Source organism: Halalkalibacter kiskunsagensis, from assembly GCF_037027555.1.
GTDB classification, from domain to species: domain Bacteria; phylum Bacillota; class Bacilli; order Bacillales; family Bacillaceae_D; genus Halalkalibacter; species Halalkalibacter kiskunsagensis.
In genome coordinates this window covers 17,381-37,293 of the sequence record NZ_JAXBLX010000047.1, presented here as the reverse complement: position 1 = coordinate 37,293, position 19,913 = coordinate 17,381, and the positions used below count along the sequence as shown (strand labels likewise).

Here is a 19,913-nt window from a genome sequence, read left to right as displayed (position 1 = left end):
TTCCACAGTAGCTCAGTGGTAGAGCTATCGGCTGTTAACCGATCGGTCGTAGGTTCGAGTCCTACCTGTGGAGCCATTTTTATGCTTCCATAGCTCAGCCGGTAGAGCACTACCATGGTAAGGTAGGGGTCAGCGGTTCAAGTCCGCTTGGAAGCTCCAGAAGAATACATATATAACACGCCTTTTCAGAAATGGAGAGGCGTTTTTTTATTTGTTTTGAACTGCCATTTTTGAATAACTGTCTATAAATATTGTTCGGAATACATTTTAAAAGAATGTTCCTTGTTTGCAGGAATTTCGCTATCGGAATACATCAAGTATGGCTACAACTCACCAGATTCTTTTGTAAGAGCTTTTCATAATATGAAAGGTTAACACCAACAGAGGCCAGGAATAATGGCGGCTCACTTAAAGCTTATCCACGGATGACCTTCCAGTTCAATAAAGGGGGAAGTGAAATGAACTAGAGGCATTTCATCTCGTTGGTAATAAGGAAAGAGTTCCTAGGAGTTAATCCGGAGATTGCCTCCATGTGGAAAAATTCAAATGAAGAAACCAACGAGCTGTTTCGGCACCTCGTTTTCGGGCTTCTTAAATCATAAAAAAAGATATAAAGTAAAATGCAATTTACAAACTTAGAATTGTGCCGAATACCACAACGGCAACAAAAATTTTTTAATCACTGTGCATCTAAGCTGTATGGGAATCGACCATTATCTCTTTAATTGATTCTTCGTTAGTCCTGTTATCGTACCAACCAGCTTTATATCGATTCCGTAATCGAGCATACATTCCGCCACTTGTATCTTGGTCTCCTCTTTTGCTTTATGTTGCACATAGTCTAGTAATGTAAGTAATTCTTCACGGGAGTAATAAGGACTGTGATCGTTCATTATTCCAACACCCCAACCTTTTTTATCTATTATAACGAATATACGTTCGTATTTTCAATAGGCTAATTTTATTTTAATTTTTTTATTAAAAGTACTTGTCATTCGATTTATATTTAGATATAATATTTTTTGTCAGTAAGAAATGGCCCGTTGGTCAAGCGGTTAAGACACCGCCCTTTCACGGCGGTAACACGGGTTCGAATCCCGTACGGGTCACCATTTTATAGTGGAGGATTAGCTCAGCTGGGAGAGCACCTGCCTTACAAGCAGGGGGTCGGCGGTTCGATCCCGTCATCCTCCACCATATGCCGGCCTAGCTCAATTGGTAGAGCAACTGACTTGTAATCAGTAGGTTGGGGGTTCAAGTCCTCTGGCCGGCATCGTTTCATTTTATAGTGGAGGGGTAGCGAAGTGGCTAAACGCGGCGGACTGTAAATCCGCTCCCTCCGGGTTCGGCGGTTCGAATCCGTCCCCCTCCACCATTTATTGGGCTATCGCCAAGCGGTAAGGCAACGGATTTTGATTCCGTCATGCGTAGGTTCGAATCCTGCTAGCCCAGCCATTTTTTGAGCCATTAGCTCAGTTACGAGCAAAGCTTCTAGAAATAACATCGAGTTGTTCCGACACAGCCTGCTTCAAAGCATTGCTAGAAGAGGAAGGAACAGGGGAGACAACGAAGCGAGACCTCGTCCGAAAGTGTCATGAAATACATCATTAGAAAATACATCATGAGCCATTAGCTCAGTTGGTAGAGCTTCTGACTTTTAATCAGAGGGTCGAAGGTTCGAGTCCTTCATGGCTCATAACTTCTTCATCTCTAAAATATACGCGGAAGTAGTTCAGTGGTAGAACACCACCTTGCCAAGGTGGGGGTCGCGAGTTCGAATCTCGTCTTCCGCTCCAAATTTATTGGGGCCTTAGCTCAGCTGGGAGAGCGCCTGCCTTGCACGCAGGAGGTCAGCGGTTCGATCCCGCTAGGCTCCACCATTAATGAATTTATAATCCAAACCATAGAAGTGTCTATGGTTTTTTATTTTGATTCAATTTATTGTTTGATAGTAATCTTAGTTAGTAAATTTTCATACTCATTTAACAGTTGATCAAGTTTTTGACTGTATTTAAGCATTTCCTCTGAGATAATAGAGGTGTTTTTTGCAGTTTTATTTAATAATGATCTGTATTGCTCGATCTCGATGAGAAGTTGAGTTTCCTTCTTCATTATTCGTCCCACCTTTCTAGAATGATCAAATTCAACTTGGATACATCTAGTTCCTTTTTCTTTAATCGACTGAAAAAAAGGTACTTATCTATACCCCTTTTGTTTAAAACGAAACATCTATTTCGTGTTATGATAGTAATTGACAAAAAAATGACAGAAACTTGAAACGTAAATGGATGCTATTACGTAATACAAGACAGAATGAAGTAGGTAGGGATAGGGAATGGATACAATTGTAAAACGGTTAATTCGGGAAGTGAGGAAAGGTGATCAACAGGCATTTGCAGAAATTGTCGAACTTTATAAAGACAAAGTCTACCAAGTAGCTTATCGGATGGTCGGAAATATGCACGAAGCACAAGATGTGGCTCAAGAAGCGTTTTTACGAGCTTATACAAATATTGATCGATTTGATATCAATCGCAAGTTCTCGACTTGGTTATTTCGGATTGCAACGAACGTAGCGATTGATCGGCTTCGTAAAAAAAAGCCTGATTTCCATCTTCAAGATGAAGTTCAAGGGGCAGGAGGGTTGACGTTTGAGTCTCAGTTGGCCGCTGATGAAGAACGCCTAGAGGATCAAGTGGTAACAATGGAGATGCAAGAGTGGGTGCAACATGAAATCAATCAGTTGCCTCCGAAGTATCGAACGGCAATTATTTTAAAATATTTAGAAGACTTATCGATAAAAGAAATCAGTGAGATTCTTGATATACCATCATCTACTGTGAAAACAAGAATACATCGTGGAAGAGAAGCACTAAGAAAGCGGATGCGTCATGTATAGAAAGAGGTGTGAAACATGAAGTGTGAACAACAATATGAAGAGTTAATTCAAAAAGTCGTTGATGGTGATGCTACTATAGAAGAAAAAAACAAATTAGAAACGCACCTTACTACCTGTACTTCTTGTAAACAACACCTTCATGAGTTAAAGAAAGTAATCGCCTTTGTGCAAAGCTCATCTCATATAGAAGCTCCGGAGGGCTTTACAGAAAACATCATGGCAAAGCTACCAGAGCGAAAACCAGTTTCAAAGTGGAAACAATGGTCACGTAAACATCCATTGCTTATTTCTGCAGCCATATTCTTTTTCCTTATGTTAGCAAGTATAGCCTCTCTTTGGAACACAAACGATGAGCAGGTCGTCGTTACAGGATCTGGTCAGGTGCAGATTGATCAAGAGAGTGGAAAAGTGATTGTTCCAGAAGGTGAAGTGATTAAAGGAGATTTAGTTGTTCGAAATGGACAACTGCAAATAGATGGGGAAGTTCAAGGGAACGTTCTACTTGTGAATAGTGAATCTTACTACGCATCAGTAGGGCATGTATCTGGTGAAATTCATGAATTAAATCAGGTGCTAGATTGGGTTTGGTACCATACAAAACGCTTTTTAAAAGAGGTCATATCGATTACTGATCAAGAGGGCTCAAACGAGTAGAGCCCTCTTTTGTTGTATATTTCAACTTTTTTCACATACTATGATATAATGGGACAAGCGAAAATGAATTGGTATTATAAGGATTCGCCACCGATGTATGTTAATGGTTTGGAGGAAGAGCCATGTTTTCTTTAGAAGAGTTTCAGTTGCTTAATTATGTTGGTCAAATTATAGATATATTGCTTGTAACTTATGTTGTGTATAAGGCGATAATGATTATTAGAGGAACAAGAGCTGTACAGTTGGTGAAAGGAATTACTGTTATTTTAGCTGTATGGTTTTTGAGTCGTTTTTTAGGGCTTAGAACGCTTGAATTTTTAATGAACCAGACGATTACGTACGGGCTACTTGCGATTATTATTATTTTTCAACCTGAACTTAGGAGAGCACTAGAGCAATTAGGAAGAGGAAGGTTGTTCACTAGTAGGACCGTCCCTCAAGATGATTCTGTTAAAAAGTCCGTTGAAGCAATAGTTAAGGCTTCGACCTATATGGGCAAGCGTCGGATTGGTGCGCTCATGTCTTTAGAAAGAGAAACCGGAATGACCGATTATGTGGAAACAGGAATTCAAATGAATGCCAATTTAACGTCTGAGTTGCTCATTAATACATTCATACCAAATACCCCTCTTCACGACGGGGCGGTCATCTTAAAAGGGAATACGATCTTAGCGGCTGCATGTTATTTGCCTTTATCAGAAAATCCGTTTATCTCAAAGGAATTAGGAACAAGGCACCGTGCAGCGTTAGGCGTAAGTGAAGTAACCGATTCGATTACCATTATTGTATCGGAAGAAACAGGAAGTATTTCTCTTACAAAAAATGGTGAACTACATAGAGAGCTTGATGAAGAAACGTTACGTAGTTTATTAGAGCGAGAACTTCTTATTGAAACGAAGCAAACAACCACTTCACGTTGGCAGTGGGGAGGGAAGAAAAATGGATAAACTGTTTAACAGCCATTGGTTTGTTAAAATTATCTCTTTCTTTATTGCGTTAATGCTTTTTACAATGGTGAATATTGACAATGTGACGACACAGCCTGGTGTGCTTCCAGCGATATCACCTGCGTCTTATACGCTCGAGGATGTAGAACTGACCGTTTTGTACGATGATGAAAACTATGAAGTTACGGATAAAACAGAACATGTTCAGGTGAATTTGAAAGGACCACAGAGCTCTCTTACATTGTTCCAACTAACAAGACCTTCTTTTGAAGTGTTTGTCGATGTTAGAGAACGAGGGGAAGGTGTCCATACATTAAGTGTGCAGCACCGTAATTTCCCGAGTGATTTATCAGTATCTATTGTTCCACAATATGCTCGGGTTGAACTTCAGGAAAAACAAACCGTTTCTTTTCCGGTACAAGTTGATATTATCAATTCTGGTGAAGTAGAAGAAGGCTATTCAGTTGGAACTCCTATTGTCACTCCAATTAATATTGATGTGACTGCTGCAAGAAGTTTAGTGGCAGATGTAAGTGTAGCAAAAGCGTATGTTGATGTTGCAGGAGCTGACAAAACGATTGAAGAAACAACACCGGTTAGATTATACGATGAAGATGGGAATGAGTTAGCGTTAACAATGGAACCTCAGGTAGTAGATGTGAAAGTACCTATTACAAGCCCGAATCGCTTAGTACCCACCAAGGTAACACGAACTGGGGAACTGCCAGAAGGAGTTAGTATTAATGAGGTTAAAATTGAACCGGAAGAAGTTACGATTTATGGTCCAACGGATATCATTGATCGAATGAATGTGGTTGAAGTAGGCGAAATCGACCTTAGTGAATTAACAGAAAGCCAAACATTTGAAATGACGATTCCAGTCCCTCCAGGGGTGGAGAGAGTATCGCCTGCAGATGTAACCGTTACTGTTTCGATTAGCACAGAAGAGGTAGAAGAATTTACTGACATACCTGTGGATGTCATTGGTGGGCGTGAGGACGTGGATGTCACGTTTAATGGCAATGAAACTAGAGTCGTAACAATAACGGCAAGAGGGTCCGAGGAATCATTAGAGAGGTTAACGTTATCTGATATACAAGTATTTGTCGATGTGAGTGATTTATCAACAGGTGAATATGATGTAGAGGTACAAATAAATGGACCTCCAAATATTAACTTTAGTTCAGTTGAAAATACAATTCCAATTGAGATTACATCGCGTTCTGAGTGATGAGTTGTTTGAAGGAGAGAATGAATAATGGGAAATTATTTTGGTACTGATGGTGTACGAGGGGTTGCCAACACAGAACTTACCCCAGAGCTTGCATTTAAACTTGGTAGAATAGGTGGGTATGTTCTAACAAAAGATACGGAAAAACCCCGAGTCATTATCGGGCGTGACACGCGCATTTCCGGAGAAATGCTTGAAAGTGCTCTTGTAGCAGGGCTTTTGTCAATTGGGGCAGAAGTTATGCGGTTAGGTGTAATTTCAACTCCTGGAGTTGCTTTTTTAACAAAGGCATTAAGTGCAAATGTAGGAGTGATGATCTCAGCATCGCATAATCCGGTTCCTGATAATGGAATTAAGTTTTTTGGACCAGATGGATTTAAATTGCTAGATAATCAAGAAGAGGAAATTGAGCGTCTCCTAGATAGTGATGAAGACGAGCTACCTAGACCTACTGGTGGTGAACTTGGTCAACTGAACGATTATTTTGAAGGGGTTCAAAAGTATTTACAATTTCTTAAACAGACTGTTCAAGAAGATTTCTCAGGAATTCACATTGCTCTTGACTGTGCGCATGGAGCAGCATCATCACTCGCTCCTCACCTTTTCGCAGATTTAGAAGCCGATATCTCAACGATGGGAACGGCTCCAAATGGGGTAAATATTAATGAACAATGTGGTTCAACTCACCCAGAGGCTCTAGCAGCGTTTGTTCTTGAAAAAGGAGCACAAATTGGCCTAGCATTTGACGGAGATGCCGATCGCTTAATTGCGATTGATGAGAATGGTGAGATTGTCGATGGTGACAAAATTATGTTTATTTGTGCAAAGTTCATGAAAGAACAAGGTTGGTTAAAACACGGAACGGTTGTCTCTACGGTTATGAGTAACCTTGGTTTTTATAAAGGGCTGGAAGAAATAGGGGTTGAAACGAAACAGACTGCTGTAGGTGATCGTTACGTTATGGAAGAAATGAGAAAAGGTGGATTTAATCTTGGAGGAGAGCAATCGGGGCATATTATCTTCCTTGATCATATTACAACAGGAGATGGTGTCTTATCGGCGCTACAACTTGTTAATATAATGAAAGCAACAAATAAACCTTTATCTAAGTTAGCTTCTGAAATGGAAACATTCCCACAGAAGCTAGTGAATGTCCGTGTCACGAACAAACATGCGGTGACAGAGAACGAGCGTGTTCGTGAAGTGATTGAGCAAGTGGAAACTGCCATGGCAGGGGAAGGGCGTGTTCTTGTGCGCCCATCAGGAACAGAACCACTTGTACGTGTTATGATTGAAGCAAAAACAGCAGAACTTTGTAAACAATACGTTGACTCCATTGTCGCAGTTGTAACAGAAGAAATGGGTTTAAACGAATAACCTAAATATGCATAAGTAGCACATGACATGCTACTTATGCATATTTTTATATAGAGAGTGTATCCTAACTCTCAAACAATTTGTAAAACCTTGACTTGTAATTGACGTCGGCTTTTGGCTGAGGTATGATGAAGCGAGTCAATAATAGAAAGGTGGATCGACTAAGATTATCGATTAAAAGCGCCTGAACTATACGCTAAGTATAGTTGACGAGGAGAGGGAGTATCGAGTGTTCGGCGGATGCCCTCCGGTTGAAAGCATGACAACCGATAGACTTCTGTAAAAAACAAAGAGGCAACTCTTTGCACAAAGACAGAAGTAAGCATGCCTTCTAAAAAAATAAGAGTGGGGGCAAGTTTGTCCCTTAAGGTTACTTGCCCCCAAATCTGGGAGGTAATTTATTTTATGTGCGGAATTGTTGGGTATATTGGAACTGATGATGCGAAAGAGATTTTATTACGTGGGCTAGAAAAGTTGGAATACCGTGGCTATGATTCAGCGGGTATTGCCGTTGCCAATGAAGAGGGCGTACATGTCTTTAAAGAAAAAGGACGGATTGCGTCACTGCGTAAAGTAGTCGATGATAACGTTAATAGTACGGTCGGAATTGGTCATACTCGCTGGGCAACACATGGTGTGCCAAGTCGTGTTAATGCTCATCCGCATCAAAGCGAAACAGCAAGGTTTACGCTTGTTCATAACGGTGTAATTGAGAACTATGAACAATTAAAGAGTGAATATTTGACGGATGTCATTCTTCATAGTGAAACAGATACAGAAATTATCGTTCAACTTATTGATCGTTTTGTAGCAGGAGGCCAATCAGTTGAAGAAGCGTTTAGTCATACATTATCTTTGTTAAAAGGTTCTTATGCACTGGCTCTTCTTGATAAACAAAATGTAGAAGTAGTCTATGTTGGGAAGAATAAAAGTCCACTTCTGATTGGTGTAGGCGAGGGTGTAAATGTTATTGCGTCTGATGCGATGGCCATGCTACAAGTGACGAATCAGTTTGTTGAAATTATGGACCAAGAAGTTGTCCTTGTTTCACGTGACGATGTGACAATCAAGAACCTAGACGGTACCGTTATGACACGTTCACCGTATACAGCTGAACTGGATGCGAGTGACATTGAAAAAGGCACATACCCTCATTTCATGCTAAAGGAAATTGACGAGCAGCCTTTTGTCATTCGTAACATCATTCAGAAATATCAAAACGAAGATGGTACAGTTCGTTTGGATGAAGACATCCGTAGCGCAATGAAATCGTCTGATCGTATTTATATTATTGCAGCAGGCACGAGCTATCACGCTGGTCTAGTTGGAAAACAACTGATTGAAAAGATTGCCGGACGCCCTGTTGAAGTTCATATTGCGAGCGAATTTTTATACAATATGCCGCTTTTATCCGAAAACCCACTCTTTATTTTCATTTCACAAAGTGGTGAAACAGCCGATCTTCGCGGTGTGCTTGTTGACGTGAAAGAGAAAGGCTATAAAGCACTAACGATTACGAACGTACCTGGATCGACACTTTCTCGTGAGGCTGACTTTACACTCCACACGTATGCTGGTCCTGAGATTGCTGTTGCATCAACGAAAGCTTACACAGCGCAAATGGCTGTTTTAACTTTACTTGCTGTTGATACGGCAAAGGCTAGAGGCATTAAGCTTGATTTTGATCCGATACAAGAGCTTGGTATTGTCGCAAGTGCGATGGAAGCCCTATGTGATCAAAAGGAAAAATTAGAGCAAATTGCTCGAGATTATTTATCTGTAACAAGAAACTGCTTCTTCATTGGCCGTGCAGCTGACTATTTCGTTTGTTTAGAAGGAGCTCTAAAGTTAAAAGAAATCTCGTACATCCAAGCGGAGGGTTTTGCTGGTGGCGAATTGAAGCATGGTACAATTGCTCTTATAGAAGAAGGCACTCCAGTTGTGGCGATTGCAACTCAAGAGCATGTTAACTTAAGCATTCGCGGAAATGTAAAAGAAGTAGCAGCTCGCGGTGCGTACCCGTGTATCATTAGTATGGAAGGCTTAGAACATGACGGGGATGCATTTGTTATTCCAAAAGTTCATGAGCACTTAACATCACTAGCGACCGTTATTCCATTACAGTTGATCTCTTACTACGCAGCATTACATCGTGATTGTGATGTTGATAAGCCGCGTAACTTGGCGAAGAGTGTGACGGTGGAGTAAGGGGAAGTGTGATTGTGTTACCTGTTGTTGATTACAAATAAAGTCGTACCGTTTACAATAAAGTTATACCGGTTTCAAAAAAGTTGCACCGTTTTACCCCTTTGGATATGGTTTTATCCGAAGGGGTGTTTTTATAGTGAAAAGGAAAAGAACATCCGAAGTTGAAATGCGACTTAAGTAACTGTTGAGTGACAATAGAGTTGTTCCGTTAAAGGGCCAGATTGTTGATGAAGAATTGCCGATTTTTGCAACCGATTTCAACTCCAAAGATTTTAAATGTCCAAAACCAAAAATATAGAAATATTACCTCTGAACATTCTGTTATATTTAAAAAAATGATGAAGATCTAAAGCTTTTTATTCTGTTTTCTAGTAATTTTTCAGATATCACTGATGAAAAAAATGTATGGAGGTATCTAATTGTGAAAGTAAATTTACAGGACAATTTTTCAATATCAAAATTAGTTATCGGATGTATGCGAATGAATGAATGGAATTTCAGTATAGAACAAAGTGTAGAATTTGTTGAATGGTGTATTGAACAAGGGATTACTACATTTGATCATGCTGACATTTATGGTGGAAATCACCATAACGAAGCTCTATTCGGTGAAGTTCTTAAAATGAAACCCCAGTTAAGAAATGAAATGGAAATTATCACAAAATGTTCAATATGTGTTCGTAATGATGAAAACCCTAATATAAAAACGAGATACTTCAATACTGATAGGGAGTACATAATAAATCAGGTTAACAAATCAATTGAAAAACTAAACTGTGATTACATTGATTTATTACTCATTCATATGCATGACTTGCTAGTTAATCCGAAAGAATTAAATGATACTCTTAATGAATTAAGAGATAAAGGAAAGGTTAGATACTTTGGGCTATCAAACCATAATCCATTGGAATTCGATACACTACAAAAATATGCGGATGTAAAATTAGTTACACATCAATTTATGTTGCATCCTCTGGGAATTGAAAATTATAAGAATGGAACAATGACCCATTGTTTAAAGGAAGGAATTCATCCGATGTTTTGGTCACCATTAGCAGGGGGGAGAATTTTCAATCCTACTAATGCCTTAGAAGAGAACATGAAGAATGTATTAGAAGGTATTAGGCAAGAACTTCACCTAGAGGAGATTGATGAAGTTATTTATAAGTGGCTTCTTATGCATTCATCAGATCCTATAATAGTATTAGGAACTGGAAATAGAGAGCGTATAAAGCGAGCAATACATTCGCTAGGGGGTATGCAGATGACAAGAGAACAATGGTACAAAATCCTCATAGAAGCAGGCTACAAATTATGGTGAGAATGTCAAAACCCCTTGCAAACATTATTATGACTTGAATGATTTGAGACACGGCAGTACGACATTTTTTATTGAAGTAATGGATAGCTTATGAGCAATATCTTTTGTTCTATTCAGCTAAAATTATTGCTGGACGATCTTCAATTAAAGGGCGCGATTGCTAAACAGTGGTAATCGCCTTTTCTATATTGAAAGTAATTAGTCCTTAATTGTACATTCAATTGTGCATATAAATGTAACATCAGCATCAATAAAGTCAGCTAGTCAATGCAAAGCGCATTGACTTTTTTCTGTTGTAACAAAGATGTTGAGTTCAACTACTTTTTTATTGATAAGTACTAAAAGACCTAGAAAAAATATATTTTCACAAACGAAAAACCGGCAGGAAAAAAATGTAATTTTGTAGAATTAACTTATCGCTAGTATTAATGCGGTCTTCCGTGGAGAGGAGTTCCGGTAATAGCTTTTTACTTATTTGATATATTTGGGAGGAAATAGGATGGTTGGAGTATTAAGAAAATTATTATTTTTAGTATTGATTATTGCTTTATTAGCAAGTTTATCAGTAAATGCGTTCGCTGAAACAAACGAAAACAGAAATCAGGATCAATACCAAGCAATGAAAACCGAAAAAGAAAAAGAGGTTAAGAGTCAACGTGTTGAAGCAAAAGTGAAATCAGAGGGTCATGAGTTAAGAAATTCATCTCTTTTCATCCAAGAAAAGGGTAAATCGACAAAAGCGTATCAAGTTTTGACAGACTCAACTGGTAAGTTAAAAACAAAGTTACCAGATGGATCGTATACGATAATGGCTATAAATGAGGCTGATACTTGGTATAATGCTAACGCATCTTTTTCTGTAAAAGATGGCAAGGTTAAAGGGGCAAAAGAGAATGAAATCAATCTTTCTCAAAAGAGTAAGATGAAAGAGCCTAAAGGAAAAGCTCAACATAATGTTCAAGGAACATTAACGGAAGGAACCAAAGGACTAAAAGGTGATCTGCTGATTGCTAAATACACAGATGTAGAGTATGAAGAAGAGGTTTTTATCGTTTCAAGTAAAAAGAATGGACAATTTTCAGCTGCTCTTCCTGATGGGAATTACTATATGTGGGGCGTATTAGTAGATGGAGACTATTATCGTTATGATCTTTCTTTTTCTGTAGAAGGAAAAGATCTTTATGTGAATGGCGAGCAAGAGAGTTCTCTGTCAATTACGCTTCCTGAGAATCGCTATAAAGGGCTGGTTCGTGATAGCTCAAAGGCTGTGTCAGGTGCTGATGTTTATTTAGAAGAAGTGATTGATGAAGAGGATTATTACTTTGAATTTATTCAGTCTGTTACGACAAATAACAAAGGCGAATTTCAATTAAGAGAGTTGCCTGATGGTGAGTATTCACTAAGTGTAGCTGATCAAACGTACTATGCTTGGGATGATCAAAGGTTTACAGTTGTTGGCGGTAACATCTTCGTTGATGGAAAGGAAACCGCCGTTTTAGATGTGAAGATTCCTGCTATTAGCTTAAAGGGTACGGTTTATGATGGAAAGAAACCACTGAACTATGGTTATGTAGAAATCGAGCAGTTCGCTGAAGATGGCTATGCAAAAGATTATTTCGGTGCAGCTGTTGATCATAAAGGGAACTTTGCTTATAGATTACATGATGGTGACTACCAAATTTCGTTTATTGATGAGTATCATCGTTATACGAGAGTAGACATTTCATTTGAGATACGAAACGGACAGATTATACAAGATGGTAAGGCTATAAACTCTTTGAACATTGAATTACCTCCTGTTACGTTTTCTGGGAAAATAGTAGATGGAGAATATAGCCTTCAAGGTCATGTGAATATTGAGAAAGTTTCAGAGGACAGCTATGAGTGGTATTATGCTACTACTGATCAGAATGGAATCTATTCTCTGCGTTTACCTGACGGTGAATATAAAGTCACTTGGTTGCACCTCTTTGAGGATTATGAAGGAATTCCGCTTTCTCAAAGGTTTGAAATAAAGGATCGTCAGCTTTACGTGGATGGGCAGAAGCAGGTTATCCTTGCGCTCCAAATTCCGCCTGTGACATTACACGGTATTTTAAAAGAAGGCGACAACCCTCTCGATAGCGGAGAAATAGGTGTTATTTCATTAGACGAGGATTTTTATTATTGGAAATGGGTTAACGCTGATGGAACGTTTACGATGCGTTTGCCAGACGGCCGTTACATGGTTAGAGATGTTTATACTGGTGACGGCTCTAACACTTATGTGAATCTTCCTTTTGAGATTCGTAATGGTCAATTGTACGTAAATGACGGATTAAGAGAGGTCTTGGAAATTGAGGTACCTCCCGTTACTCTAATCGGATACCTCACAGACAATGGGGTTTCTGTTCAAGGAGATGTGACCATTCATACTAGTACGACGGATCCAGATGGAGAGTACTTCCATTTCTGGGGATGGACGAATGAGGAAGGTAGGTTTTCATTCCGCTTACCAGATGGAGATTATCAAGTGAGTTATGTTTATCTGTATGATGGGACGTCTTTTGTATCTGGGAAACAATTTACGATTCAATCTGGGCAGTTATTCATAGATGGAGAAACGGAAGACCTTCTAGATATTCAAGTAAACCCGGTGACTTTGTCAGGGAAAGTCTACAATAATGGGAAAACGATCAGAGGAGGTTATGTGGCTGTCGTAAAGGTTAATGACCAGGGCGAGTGGATTGACTGGCAAGATAGTTGGATTAATTATGACGGAACGTATAAATTACGCTTAGCTGATGGCGATTACGAGTTGCTTTATGTAGATACTTTTAGAGATGGACCGGTATTTTTTAATATGCCAATTAGTATTCAAGAAGGAAATGCTATCGTTAATGGTGAGAAAGTTCATACTCTTGATCTCGAGTTACAGGATGGGACTATAAACCCTTAATAAAATTAATTATTTAAAAGGATTGGAGTTCAACGGCTTAGCTGTTGAACCCAATCCTTTATGGTTAAGTAAGTCGCAGAGTGCGTTCGTGCAAATGAAATACCACCATTAAAGGATACAGTTCATACTTTGCAACATTGCGAAGAAACTTTCATTGGTTATTATGAAAATGAAGAACTATGCGGAGCAATATCTATAAAAGTAGACGACAATGAAGTTGAGGGAATAGGGTGCTTAAAATAAACAAAAAATCCGATAAATTAATTATTGTCGTTCACGAAATATATGGAATTAACCAACATATGGTGGATTTATGTGAATTACTAACAGAACAAAATTTTGATGTTATTTGTCCAAATTTATTAGAACAAGAAATACCCTTTGATTATTCTCAAGAGGTAAAGGCTTACCATAATTTTATGGATAATGTAGGTTTCGCAAACGGATTACATAAAGTAAAAAATATATTATTAGAAATTCAAGATGGGTATTCAAAAATATTTATCATTGGATTTAGTGTAGGGGCAACGGTTGCGTGGTTGTGTAGTGAGGAAGAATGTGTTGATGGTATTGTTGGATACTATGGTTCACGTATTAGGGACTATGTAAATATATACCCAAAATGTCCGGTGTTGTTATTTTTTCCGAAAGTGGAAAAATCATTTAATGTAGATGAATTAGTTTCAACTTTAGATAAACCAAATATAAATGTACATATAGCTGGTGGTGAACACGGATTTACTGATCCATATTCTTCTAAATACAATGAAGAATTAGCTAAAAGTACATTTAGAGAAACATTACACTTCTTCAAAAATAACTGAATTATTTATTCCGCAAACGGGCGCTTTTCTGAAATAAGGAAAGCGTCTTTCTTCATGAAAAGGGCCATATTGTTGAATAAGGAAGGAATTAAAATGGTTCATCTTGAAATTGAAGTTAAGCAATTGAAAGGCAGTTTTGTTTTAAGAAGGGACTTTCCTTTATTTGGCGAATTATATTATTGGGAAAGTATTATATGAGGGGTTGGTTTGTTATGTGTGGGATTAAAAACTAAACATAAAAAAAGGGATTTAGAAATTCCAAAACATCGCCAAATATTATTAAATTCAATTGAACAAGATTTATTAAACGATGAAAATGTATTAGCAGTATTTTATGGAGGTTCACTAGGAAATCAAAATACAGACTTATATTCTGATATTGATCTCCGTATCGTGATCAAAGATGGAGTGTTTGAAAAATATAGGTTGAATAAAAAGCAAAGGGCTAAAAACTGGGGTGAAGTTTTATTTTACGAAGACTTCCCTTGGACAACTCACAGTATTGCCCATTATGATACTTTTGTTAAAGTGGATTCATTTTACTATAAAATAAAGGATATTAAGCCATCAGTTTGGCTTCAAAATATAAAAATTGTTCACGATAATACTGGATTGGTAGAAGATGTATTAGCAAAATCAATGGTTTTATCATATGAGCCAACTGTTCAAGAGGTTGAGATTTGGAGAACGAAATTTTTTGCATATGTTCATGAAGCCTATCGAAGAGTAATGAGAAAAGAAATATATTATGCCCTGCATTGTTTAGATGATTTACGCTTGTCCATGACAACAGCTTGGTATATGGAGGCAGAGATACAGCCAAATGCATTTGGAGATTGGGCTAAATTGGAAGGTGTAAGAAGTAAACTATCCGATTGGCAGTTAACACTTCTAGAACAATGGCATAGTAGCAGGGAGCCTGAAGAAATAATGAAAGTGATACAAAATATGATTTCCGAATTCAAAAGAGTCCATAAAAGTTTATGTAATAAACTTGGATTAGAAGAAGACCCTGAAAGGGTTAATGAAATACTTAATATGGTCTGATGTTTATATTAAAGGTAGCAATTTGCTACCTTTTTATAGTTTTCGAAAAGTTGAACTAAAGGGGGCTTTCTTTTAATAACAATCTTCAACAATCGGGCGCGATTGTTGAGCAACACAGGATATCAAACTTTTTTATAAAAAAATAGCTCAATCAAATAAATTAAAACTTGTTTTGACCAAACTTTATTTTAAAGCAACAAAAGACAATAAAGTTGGGAACTGAAGCACAAAATTGAAATTCAAAAAGTGATTGCTTGATGAAGCAAAGGGTTCCGTTACCTATCGAAAAAACCAAATTCACACTAGAAATTGTATTTCTAATTGCACCACAAAATGCGGTTGTGAATTGATAGTAGTGAGCATCTTTTTCAAAATGGGTTGCCGGACTCGTACAGGATATAAAGGAACTGGTAGTAAAGGAGGTTGTGTTGAAGCATGATAGACAACTCACAGAAACAAAAAATAGAAGAGTTGCAAACTCAGATTCATGCTCAATTTGAACATGAAGTATTACATATTTTAAATGGACAGATGATGTATGAACAATTTTCTAAGCACGAGTTAATGAAAAAGGGTCAGTACGTTCCATTTAATGAAGCAATGTGTTCCAATGAAACGACGAATAACATTTTCAGCAATGAATTTAATCATAAACGGGCATCAGGGCATCAAGTATCGTTACAAGAGTATGAGGAGATAACCATTACACCATTAAAGTCCTTGTTTGAACATAAATATAAGTGCATTGTTTTATGGTTTGGTGATGATATGTTCTGTCAAATGAATTTGCTAACAGCATTGGCATTGTTAGAACAAGAAAGATTCAAAGGAAAAGTAAGGGTTCATATGATTAACGAAGTGACTGATGAAGTGAATGCAATAGACATGTTGCTAGTAGGCTATAAAAAAGTATACGAACAAGTTTTGATCCATCATCATCCACCTGAAGTTCAATTACATCCAGTGATGGAACTAGGAATGAAGCGATATCTAGAATACAAAAAGGAAGAGAATGAAATCACTAATTATATAAAAGAACGTATAGATATGCCATGGGATGAACTACTGAATCAATTATTTCAGCAGTTTCCTCATTATGGCTTAGGAGATCTTCAATATATCAACCTGATTAAAGCCGTAAAAGAAACATAAATAATTGCTAAACACAATAGAAGGGCTGATAGATTTGGAAGACGTAATTAAACAGACAAAGAGCTTACATACAATCGAAACGATAAAACGAGATTTACGAAAGATATCGAACTTACAGAAGAGGTATTTGAAGAACTAGGAATGCATTTTGAAGATAAATGCCAAGTGGAGAAAGGGAGAATTGGACAGGCGCAATCGCGTTTGTTTTCCCTTTCTACTGCAGTAGATGTGTCTGAGCAATATTTTAAGATACATCGATCATTGTAAACAGTTTTATTTTACAAGAGGGTTCTCTACCTAGTAGTTTCGGAAAAAATGACTGTTTGTTGATAGGGAGGCGAGCCTACTTGGTCGTTTCCTTCTTTTGTTCTTTTTAGCAATTTGCTATGATAGACCTAATTGTGGATACGGTATTTTGAAAAAGCAAGAGAGGAGAAAACGTATGCGTTCTTATTGGATTTGGCTTTTGCTCCTTTTAGCGTCTTGGTTTTTTGCCATGCACCATCTAGCCGCCACGCCTGCTGACATGCCGTTACGTACGTTAGGCAGCGCAGTTTTCTTTGCCTTGTTTTTTCTTGCTCCGCTTATTCGGAAAAAACAAGATTTCTTTATGCTGTTGTTACTTGTCACTGCTTTCGTTGCAATCATTGTGTTGTGGCCAGAGAAAGAGAGAGATCCAAACCCTTATACGTTACTTGTTTTCTCACTCCTAGCAGGAAAAGCTGTGTTACGACTAACTCCGTGGCAAGCTTGTTCAGTCGGTTTGGTCCTTTTAATCGGTTTAGTTGCCCCATTTTTTTATAACTACCCTGTTTTTTCACCTATGTTTCTATGTCTTTATACATTGTCACTAAGTTTGGCTTTTCTTGTCTTTCGGAAAATGTTGCAACGCGAAGAGGAAATGGTTGCCCGAAATGAGGCATTACTCAGCGAATACCGCAAAATGAAGCGTCGCATCGCAACAGATGAAAAGATGGCTCGTCAGGAGGAGCGTACTCAAATTGCCCGCAATATTCATGATTCTGTTGGGCATAAGCTGACCGCTCTTTTAATGCAGCTCGAGGTGTTTCGTATGCAAGCAGATGAGCCAACACAGGCACGCATATCAGAATTAAAGACATTAGCGAAGGAAAGCTTAGAAGAAACGAGGAGTGCGGTGAAAACACTAAGACAGGATGAAGTCGGAGGGTTATCTGCGATTATTAGTCTGATCCGTAAATTAGAAGCAGAAAGCTATATTCGTGTACAGTTTTCGATCAAGCCAGGTGCGTTTACTGCTTCTCTTGGAAACGAGCAGGCAATTGCTGTGTATCGAGCTGTTCAAGAGGCATTGACGAATATGATGCGGCACAGTGGTGCGCGGGAGGTTGATATCGTATTTGAAGCACCAGCAGGCGGTGTCTTTCGATTTGAAGTCACGAACCCGGTAAAGGAAAGCACATTGTTTCGCGAAGGCTTTGGACTATCAGCGATGCGTGAACGAATGGAGCATGTTGGGGGACAATTAGTAATCAAACAGTATGATGAGAAGTTTGTTGTTCGTGGTACATTGCCATTACATGATAAGGAGAGGGTGAGAGAATGATTCGAATCCTGTTAGCGGAAGATCAGGGAATGGTGAGGCAAGGGCTAAAAATGATGATCGAAACTGATAAAGAACTACATGTCACAGAAGCAAGCAATGGAAGAGAAGCCGTAGATTTATGTGAATCTCATTATTTTGATTTGATTATATTGGATATACGGATGCCAGTTATGGACGGACTTCAAGCAGCTCGCATGATTCATTCACGCTGGCCAGATCAAAAAGTCCTTATACTAACAACCTTTAATGATGATCAATATGCTTTTGAGGCGTTAAAGAGTGGAGCAAGGGGTTATATGTTAAAGGATGCTGAGCCAGAAGAGCTGATCCGTTCGATTCGCAGCTGCTTATCAGGAGGGGTATCCTTACAGGATAAGGTTGCTGCCAAAGTAATGCCTAGGCTGATTAACCAAAGGGAGCAGGAAGAAGTGGATCAATCCATTACACCTCGTGAATTAGCGATCATGAAGCTAATCGGAGAAGGGCGCAGCAATAAAGAGGTTGCAGGCGAGCTTGGGTTATCTGTCGGAACGATTAAAAATCATATTAGTATCATATTAGATAAATTAAACTTACGCGATCGCACACAGCTTGCGATTTATGCGATTCGGCACAATGTCGTGTGAGAAAAATGACTTAAGTCATGAAATGAATGATAGGTAGTGACGGAAGACAGTGGGGGCACTGTCTTTTTGTGTATATACTTTTAATAGAAAGTAAAAGAACATAGTAGAGAAAGACGTAAGCAGTCAGCCATGGGTTATTAAAAAGGAGGTATGCGTTGTGCTTGAAACTGAAGCGTTGAAAAAAGTATTTAAAGGCAAGCTCGCTGTAGACGGGGTGAACTTATATATGGATAAAGGGGAATCGATTGGGCTTCTTGGTCCAAATGGTGCAGGAAAGTCAACGACCATTTCAATGATCTCTACACTTATTAAACCGACTACAGGTGATGTATTGCTACACGGAAAAAGTGTTGTCAACTATCCTGCCCAAATGCGTAAAGTTCTCGGGATTGTACCACAAGAAATAGCTCTTTATGAGGAACTAACAGCGTATGAAAACTTAAAATTTTTCGGTCGGATTTATGGGTTAAAAGGGAAGGAATTAGAGCGACGCATTCAAGAAGTGCTTGAGATTGTTGGACTAGATGGACGGCAAAAAGACATTGTCAAAACGTACTCAGGGGGGATGCAACGCCGGATCAATATGGCAGCTGCCATGCTGCATGAACCTGAAATACTCATTATGGATGAGCCGACAGTAGGGATCGATCCACAGTCACGCAGTCACATTTTAGAAACTGTAAGACATTTGAACCGTGAAAAAGGGTTGACCGTTCTTTATACAAGCCATTACATGGAAGAAGTCGAACGATTATGCGATCGCGTTTATATTATGGATCATGGACGGGTTATCGCTTCTGGGACAAAAGATGAATTAAAAAGCATTTTATCAGGAGAGGAAACGATTTTCATTGAGTTAGATCGACCGTATCCAGAACTTGTCACCGATTTACGAGCACATGAAGGGATTAGGCAAACGATTGAGACGGACAGTGGTCTAAAGTTAATTGTTCCAAAGGGGAGCAGATTGTTAGCTGGTGTGTTTCAAGCAGCTGAACGCCACCAAGTACAAATTCTAAATGTTACTGTGCAAATCCCGTCATTAGAAGATGTATTTCTACATTTAACTGGACGAAAATTACGAGATTAAAGGAGGGTCAT

At 38.6% G+C, this 19,913-nt stretch carries 16 protein-coding genes, 10 tRNA genes and 2 pseudogenes; 26 read left to right on the top strand and 2 right to left on the bottom strand.

The genetic code is table 11. The annotated features are described in order from the left end of the window. Position 1 precedes the first annotated feature (1 nt). The 3 genes and pseudogenes from SLH51_RS20295 to SLH51_RS20285 all read left to right on the top strand — a co-directional run. Positions 2-76, top strand: a tRNA-Asn gene (locus SLH51_RS20295). Between the two features lie 7 nt (positions 77-83). Further along, a tRNA-Thr gene (locus SLH51_RS20290) sits at positions 84-159 on the top strand. A gap of 90 nt (positions 160-249) precedes the next feature. Then, a pseudogene (locus SLH51_RS20285) lies at positions 250-578 on the top strand (AraC family transcriptional regulator); the annotation flags it as partial. 135 nt (positions 579-713) lie between these two features. Here the strand turns inward: SLH51_RS20285 and SLH51_RS20280 are convergent. Then, positions 714-893 carry a hypothetical protein gene (locus tag SLH51_RS20280; RefSeq protein WP_335963344.1) on the bottom strand — a complete coding sequence of 60 codons (180 nt, stop codon included), beginning with the start codon at positions 891-893 and terminating at the stop codon, positions 714-716. Positions 894-1,037: 144 nt separating this feature from the next. Here SLH51_RS20280 and SLH51_RS20275 point away from each other — a divergent pair. The 8 genes from SLH51_RS20275 (at position 1,038) to SLH51_RS20240 (ending at position 1,880) form a co-directional block, all read left to right on the top strand. Next, positions 1,038-1,112: transfer RNA gene (locus SLH51_RS20275), tRNA-Glu, on the top strand. Positions 1,113-1,121: 9 nt separating this feature from the next. Beyond that, positions 1,122-1,197, top strand: a tRNA-Val gene (locus SLH51_RS20270). A gap of 3 nt (positions 1,198-1,200) precedes the next feature. Next, positions 1,201-1,273: transfer RNA gene (locus SLH51_RS20265), tRNA-Thr, on the top strand. Between the two features lie 17 nt (positions 1,274-1,290). Further along, positions 1,291-1,375: transfer RNA gene (locus SLH51_RS20260), tRNA-Tyr, on the top strand. 5 nt (positions 1,376-1,380) lie between these two features. Next, positions 1,381-1,455, top strand: a tRNA-Gln gene (locus tag SLH51_RS20255). Between the two features lie 168 nt (positions 1,456-1,623). Beyond that, a tRNA-Lys gene (locus SLH51_RS20250) sits at positions 1,624-1,696 on the top strand. A gap of 25 nt (positions 1,697-1,721) precedes the next feature. Next, positions 1,722-1,796: transfer RNA gene (locus SLH51_RS20245), tRNA-Gly, on the top strand. Positions 1,797-1,804: 8 nt separating this feature from the next. Next, positions 1,805-1,880: transfer RNA gene (locus SLH51_RS20240), tRNA-Ala, on the top strand. 58 nt (positions 1,881-1,938) lie between these two features. Here the strand turns inward: SLH51_RS20240 and SLH51_RS20235 are convergent. Continuing rightward, a complete protein-coding gene (locus SLH51_RS20235; RefSeq protein WP_335963343.1) occupies positions 1,939-2,112 on the bottom strand; it encodes an aspartyl-phosphate phosphatase Spo0E family protein in 174 nt (57 codons plus the stop codon). Between the two features lie 223 nt (positions 2,113-2,335). Here SLH51_RS20235 and sigW point away from each other — a divergent pair, with 223 nt between their 5' ends. The 15 genes and pseudogenes from sigW (at position 2,336) to SLH51_RS20165 (ending at position 19,902) form a co-directional block, all read left to right on the top strand. Further along, a complete protein-coding gene (gene sigW, locus SLH51_RS20230; RefSeq protein WP_335963342.1) occupies positions 2,336-2,899 on the top strand; it encodes an RNA polymerase sigma factor SigW in 564 nt (187 codons plus the stop codon). Between the two features lie 15 nt (positions 2,900-2,914). Next, positions 2,915-3,553 carry an anti-sigma-W factor RsiW gene (rsiW, locus tag SLH51_RS20225; protein ID WP_335963341.1) on the top strand — a complete coding sequence of 213 codons (639 nt, stop codon included), beginning with the start codon at positions 2,915-2,917 and terminating at the stop codon, positions 3,551-3,553. Positions 3,554-3,675: 122 nt separating this feature from the next. Then, positions 3,676-4,500, top strand: coding sequence for a diadenylate cyclase CdaA (gene cdaA / locus SLH51_RS20220; RefSeq protein ID WP_335963340.1), 825 nt, complete (start codon positions 3,676-3,678; stop codon positions 4,498-4,500). Further along, positions 4,493-5,731, top strand: coding sequence for a CdaR family protein (locus tag SLH51_RS20215; protein ID WP_335963339.1), 1,239 nt, complete (start codon positions 4,493-4,495; stop codon positions 5,729-5,731). Before cdaA ends, SLH51_RS20215 begins: the two co-directional genes overlap by 8 nt. A 27-nt stretch (positions 5,732-5,758) precedes the next feature. Continuing rightward, a complete protein-coding gene (glmM, locus tag SLH51_RS20210) occupies positions 5,759-7,108 on the top strand; it encodes a phosphoglucosamine mutase (protein WP_335963338.1) in 1,350 nt (449 codons plus the stop codon). 405 nt (positions 7,109-7,513) lie between these two features. Further along, complete coding sequence (gene glmS / locus SLH51_RS20205; RefSeq protein WP_335963337.1) at positions 7,514-9,316, top strand: glutamine--fructose-6-phosphate transaminase (isomerizing); 1,803 nt, start codon at positions 7,514-7,516, stop codon at positions 9,314-9,316. Positions 9,317-9,737: 421 nt separating this feature from the next. Continuing rightward, a complete protein-coding gene (locus SLH51_RS20200) occupies positions 9,738-10,640 on the top strand; it encodes an aldo/keto reductase (RefSeq protein WP_335963336.1) in 903 nt (300 codons plus the stop codon). Positions 10,641-11,139: 499 nt separating this feature from the next. Next, on the top strand, positions 11,140-13,578 hold the full coding sequence (locus SLH51_RS20195; RefSeq protein ID WP_335963335.1) for a carboxypeptidase-like regulatory domain-containing protein: 2,439 nt from the start codon (positions 11,140-11,142) through the stop codon (positions 13,576-13,578). Positions 13,579-13,808: 230 nt separating this feature from the next. After that, positions 13,809-14,402 (top strand): dienelactone hydrolase family protein, encoded by a 594-nt coding sequence (locus tag SLH51_RS20190; protein WP_335963334.1) that lies wholly within the window; start codon positions 13,809-13,811, stop codon positions 14,400-14,402. Between the two features lie 216 nt (positions 14,403-14,618). After that, the gene (locus SLH51_RS20185) at positions 14,619-15,449 is read left to right on the top strand and encodes an aminoglycoside 6-adenylyltransferase (RefSeq protein ID WP_335963333.1); all 831 of its coding nucleotides are present in this window, start codon (positions 14,619-14,621) and stop codon (positions 15,447-15,449) included. Between the two features lie 435 nt (positions 15,450-15,884). Then, the gene (locus tag SLH51_RS20180) at positions 15,885-16,601 is read left to right on the top strand and encodes an AraC family transcriptional regulator (RefSeq protein WP_335963332.1); all 717 of its coding nucleotides are present in this window, start codon (positions 15,885-15,887) and stop codon (positions 16,599-16,601) included. A 96-nt stretch (positions 16,602-16,697) separates the two neighbouring features. Next, positions 16,698-16,868 (top strand): annotated as a pseudogene (locus tag SLH51_RS24540) (AAC(3) family N-acetyltransferase); the annotation flags it as partial. A gap of 175 nt (positions 16,869-17,043) precedes the next feature. Next, positions 17,044-18,186 carry a sensor histidine kinase gene (locus SLH51_RS20175; protein ID WP_335963331.1) on the top strand — a complete coding sequence of 381 codons (1,143 nt, stop codon included), beginning with the start codon at positions 17,044-17,046 and terminating at the stop codon, positions 18,184-18,186. Beyond that, positions 18,183-18,812, top strand: coding sequence for a response regulator transcription factor (locus SLH51_RS20170; protein ID WP_335963330.1), 630 nt, complete (start codon positions 18,183-18,185; stop codon positions 18,810-18,812). Before SLH51_RS20175 ends, SLH51_RS20170 begins: the two co-directional genes overlap by 4 nt. Before the next feature lie 175 nt (positions 18,813-18,987). After that, positions 18,988-19,902, top strand: a complete 915-nt coding sequence (locus SLH51_RS20165) for an ABC transporter ATP-binding protein (protein ID WP_390183788.1) — start codon at positions 18,988-18,990, stop codon at positions 19,900-19,902. The last annotated feature ends 11 nt before the right edge of the window (positions 19,903-19,913 follow it).